The sequence below is a fragment of the Novosphingobium album (ex Liu et al. 2023) genome, assembly GCF_029076845.1.
Taxonomy (GTDB): domain Bacteria; phylum Pseudomonadota; class Alphaproteobacteria; order Sphingomonadales; family Sphingomonadaceae; genus Novosphingobium.
In genome coordinates this window covers 1-4373 of the sequence record NZ_JARESE010000097.1, presented here as the reverse complement: position 1 = coordinate 4373, position 4373 = coordinate 1, and the positions used below count along the sequence as shown (strand labels likewise).

Here is a 4373-nt window from a genome sequence, read left to right as displayed (position 1 = left end):
TCGCTTCCATCGAGCGCTTCTGCGTCAGAAATATGCCTGAACGAACTTCAGGTTCAGGACACTAGTTCTTGGCCGATGTAAAGCAGCTTCCTGGAGTGAGCGTGTTGTAGCGTAGACTAGCGTGCACATAGGCGGGGTGCTCCCATCGAGCTCAGTTTTACGGCGCTCGTCTTTTCCAGAAGGCCGCGCTCGTTTGTCGAGCGGGAGAGGTGTCACATCGCGCTACGGGTGGATTACAGCCCGGCCGCTTTCGGGCGCTCGGATGGGGTGAGCGGACGCTTGTTCATCTAAATCGACTTGGCAGCTAGGCGTTGACGCCGAACATGTCGTCGTCCCCAATCGCGTATGCACGCATCCCAGTCATGCCACGCTCCGCTGCGAGCGCAGGTCGTTGCCAGACCTACATCTAGCTGGTCGGAGCCGCCTGACGATACCAATCAAGATGGTCGCGGGCGATCCCCTCAGCTCGTGATCGGTCGGGACACGGCCGCCTCTCCCTCGGCGATCTTCTGCCCGACGTAGTCTTCGACGCCCGGAGCTTCGGGAGCGGGGCGGTTTTGAGCCGCTTCCATGCCGCCGAGAATGACGTCGGCGACCCTGCCGGCGTCGCGCCGCCACCACGGTTCGATCTTGGCAGCCATGTGGCGGCGGAAGGCGTCGCGGTCGTCGGCGTCGAACAGGAGGAGCGGCGCGAGAAGCGACAGCGACCGATCCGCGGAGGCGAAGATGCAGCGGGCTTTCCCGTATTGATGCGGCTGCGCGCGTTGAACGAGTTCGCTGAGGTAGGTCGCGTCCCAGGCCGCGTTCCGCACGCCCGCTAATGCCCTCGAGCGGTCTTGCGATCGCAGTCCCTTCATCAGCCCGGCCCGCGGCGCATCAGGAGACAGGAACATCGCGCAATAGATCGCTGCCGGCCCCGCCACTAGAAAGTCGGATAGCATCCAAGCGATCAACTCCTCGAAGCGCCGCACGGGAGAGAGTGCAGGATTGAGCTCGAGTGAGGCCGCCTTGAGCATCACCGCGTAGTTGCAGCGCCACCGATGGAGCGGCTCGTCCAGCAACAAATTCTCGTTGGGCTTGGCCAACATCGTGGGCAGGGTCGCGGATCGACCCACCGCGAGTCTATCCACGCGGTGGCGCGACCGCCCTCGTCGGCGGCCCTGAACCAGCGGAGCTCCTCGTTTGCGGTTTCGTTAGAAGTGGACTGCGCGAGTTCGAGCAGGGCGAGCCCGGGTTCGATGTTGACGTTCATCGCTTGCGCGTAGGCCATTAGGTCCAGGGCGAGCCGGCTCGGGAAGTCGTCACTGGCTAGCCGGCCGTCCCTTGCGATCCGTGCCATCCGGGTGATGACGTTCCTGTCGGGCAGCAGGACGGTGGGGAGCCGGTCGACGTGCTCGGCATAGAGCATCGTCTTGATCGACAGCAGACCGGCTTCGGGTGCGATGAACCCGGGAGTCAGCGCAGCCGATCTCTCCAGGCGGGACGCGATGAGCTCCACCTCCGCGCGGGGCAGACGCGGATCCGGCCGCAGCAGGACGATGGCGTCTTCCTCGAGCGTCATCGTCGCCTCAGTCCGTTTTATTGTCATCGAGGCGGGACGGGAGATGCCCGACCTTCTCGATTTTAAGGTCCGAGAGCTTTACCACGAGACCTTACGCGCGAGCAGGCCGATGTTGCGCTTCACGCCTTCCCAGTGCGCCGCCGAACCGTTGCTAAAGCCGGCCGCGAACAGCTTCGGCTGCAGCGCGGGTCCCTCCAGCCGCTTGATGATCCGCTCGCGCGCGTCGTCCGCCCAGGCGATCGTCTGCCCGTAGGGCATCCAGGTGAAGTCCTGCAGTTGTTGCAGCGTCTGCTCGGATTCGCCGGTCAGGAAGGCGAAGCCGCCGAGCAGCTCCAGCGTGCGGTAGTTCTCCACCGCCGCCTCGCCAGACAACCCGTAGTCGCGTGACCAGGGTACGACGGCGTCAACCAGGTGGTCGGCCCATGGGGTCTTCCGGCGATCCAAGTCCGGCCAGAATTTCCACCATGCCGATTCCACGCCGTTCCAAAATGACATGAAGAGCGAGCGGGTAGCGGCGACCGGCTCCCGGAACGTCCACGCCAGCTCGATCGTGAGCCAGCGGAAGAGGTCGCCCCAGCGCTGGGCCTTGGTCAGTCCCAGCCCATAGGTGAGGTATGCGAGGTAGGCGGGGTATGTCGCCAGCCCGATCAGCGCGGTGTTGCCGTTGCCAGGCTGATCGGAGACCAGCGACCGCACGACATCCTCTACGATGCCGAACTCCGTCCCGTCGCCCCAGCGACCGGCGAGACCGACCATGCGGGCGAGCGGCTCGGACAGGCTTTCGATAGCCTTCCAACGCTCGATCAGCACGTCGTTGGTGACCTGCATCGTCACCGGGAATTCGTCGCCGCGCAGCCGTGTGGCGACCTTGTCCGCCTGCTCCGCGAATGCATCGGCGAGGTCAATGCGCCGCTCGGGGTTGGAGAGGTTGCGTTTGGTCGTGGCGAGCAGCAGTTCGATCGTGTCGGGCGAAGGGCGGCGGGATTTTGCCAGGACGTCGACCGCGTCCGCCAGACCGCAGAAGAACGTATCGGCGTTCGCGACCGGCACCATTGTCGCCGCTCGGCGCGCGATCAGGTCCGACGCGGCGGGGCCCGGCTCCCCGCGCGAGGCCCACCATGTCGGATAGCGGCGGCTGGGCGCTCGCGTGACAGCGGCGCGCAGCGCCGGGTCCCACTCTCCGGACCAACCCAAGACGATCAGCCCGTATTCGTCGAGGATGCGGTCGAGCAGGCGGTCGTATTCCGCGGGATAGCTCGCCAGCTCGGCGTCGGTGTTAAGGATGCGATTGTCGAGATAGTCGCCGTGCACCTTCAAGATTAGGCAGCGGCAGTGAGGCAGCGGGCTCGCGCCTGACAAATCGTCGACCGACGCGATCACGACCGGCTCGACCCCTACCGCCTTCAGCGCCGTCTCAAGCAGGCGGTCGAAGTTGGTCGTGACGATGACGCGGATCCAGCCGTCGCGCACCAGGCGGGCGATCGCGTGATGCGCCCGTGTCGGAACCCGGCGACCTGCGTCCAGGTCTTCGGCCGTCGGCTCGATGTAATGGTGCAGGACCGAGCGGCGCTCGGTCGGCGTGACGGAGAGCGCGTCAAGGAGCTGCGAGTAGCCCGGGTCGGTGCCGAAGCGCTCAAGGTGCCACGCCGCCCAGTCAACGCGATCCGTGACGCCTTCGACCGCCGCCATCCGGCGGACTAGGTCCAGCGTGACCTCCCAGCCGGTCGGGATCTCAGCTGCGCGCGATACGCCCGACCCGAGCAGCAGGGCATAGACGCCCGGGTTCTCGACGATGGAGAAGGCTATGCGCGTGGCAGGCTCGAGCACTTGGTTCGCAGTCTCGTTCGTGATCCGTTCCAAAGTAGCCGCTGCGTGAAAATGCGCAACCCATCCGCCCTGATCTGGCTGTTTTCATCGCGAAGCGGTTCGCGTAAACGGGTAAGTGGCAGCGTGTCGGCGTACCGGCCCGCTCCCGGAAAGTCGTTTTGGTGACTTCCTGTCGAGTTCCGAGCCCGGATCGTCGTTAAGGCGGGCGGCAAGGGCCTCGGCACCATGGCGAAAGCTGGCCACGCGATTGGGCGTGATCGGCTCCTACGCACCGCCGGCTAGGACGACTAGGGGGCACCGGCGGCAGCTAGATGAACGCACTGGAAACAGCAATCTCGTTGCAGCGGCTCCGCCATGCTTGGCAGTCCAAGAAGGCAAAGCTTCGTAAATCCTGCTTTGGCGTCGACCGTGTGGCCGCCGGGGACTTCGAGCGCAATCTCGAACGAGAATTACGGGAGTTGCGGTATCGGCTTGGTGCCGGGTTCAAGCCCCAGGGGCTATTGGCTATCCTAAAGCCAAAGCCAACGGGCGGCTCTCGCGTGATATGCGTCCCGACCTTCGCTGACCGACTTTTGCAATTTAGCTTGCTAGACCAGCTCCGACCTAAGTTCAATGCAATGGGTATCGAAAATACTGTCAGCTACGGCCTAGCGCCCGGCGCTGAACGCAGTGTTGTCGGGGCTCGTAAGTTTGCTTGTGTCGCCAGGGCTCGGCTCCCTTGGGTATACAAGACCGACGTCCAGAAGTTCTTCGACAACATTGATCGGACTGTGTTGGAGGCCTCGCTGAAGAGAGTGGTTAGGCAGCGAAGCTTGCTGCCGTTTCTGAAGGCCTTCTTACACACAGAGATTCTAGGCGGGCTTGATCCAGACTGGAGGGCGGCTACGGCTAAGAACGGCATCCTGCCTGGGCGAGGCGTTCGGTCACGTCCGTCAATGAGGTGTAATTTCGGGTGTGGTCACCGGGCCGCACGATCAGGCGGCCT

Annotated in this window: 3 protein-coding genes; all 3 read right to left on the bottom strand. The window is 64.2% G+C overall.

The annotated features are described in order from the left end of the window. Positions 1-461: 461 nt before the first annotated feature. On the bottom strand, positions 462-1085 hold the full coding sequence (locus tag PYV00_RS23440; RefSeq protein ID WP_275230763.1) for a hypothetical protein: 624 nt from the start codon (positions 1083-1085) through the stop codon (positions 462-464). Continuing rightward, a complete protein-coding gene (locus tag PYV00_RS23435; protein WP_275230762.1) occupies positions 1016-1561 on the bottom strand; it encodes a hypothetical protein in 546 nt (181 codons plus the stop codon). Before PYV00_RS23435 ends, PYV00_RS23440 begins: the two co-directional genes overlap by 70 nt. A gap of 78 nt (positions 1562-1639) precedes the next feature. Next, entirely contained in the window at positions 1640-3421 is a 1782-nt protein-coding gene (locus tag PYV00_RS23430) for an SIR2 family protein (protein WP_275230761.1), read from the bottom strand. Positions 3422-4373: the final 952 nt, after the last annotated feature.

Excerpts from the sequence above, each read along its gene's own strand:
- PYV00_RS23435 (WP_275230762.1), bottom strand. The coding sequence starts at position 1,561 with ATGACGCTCGAGGAAGACGCCATCGTCCTGCTGCGGCCGGATCCGCGT.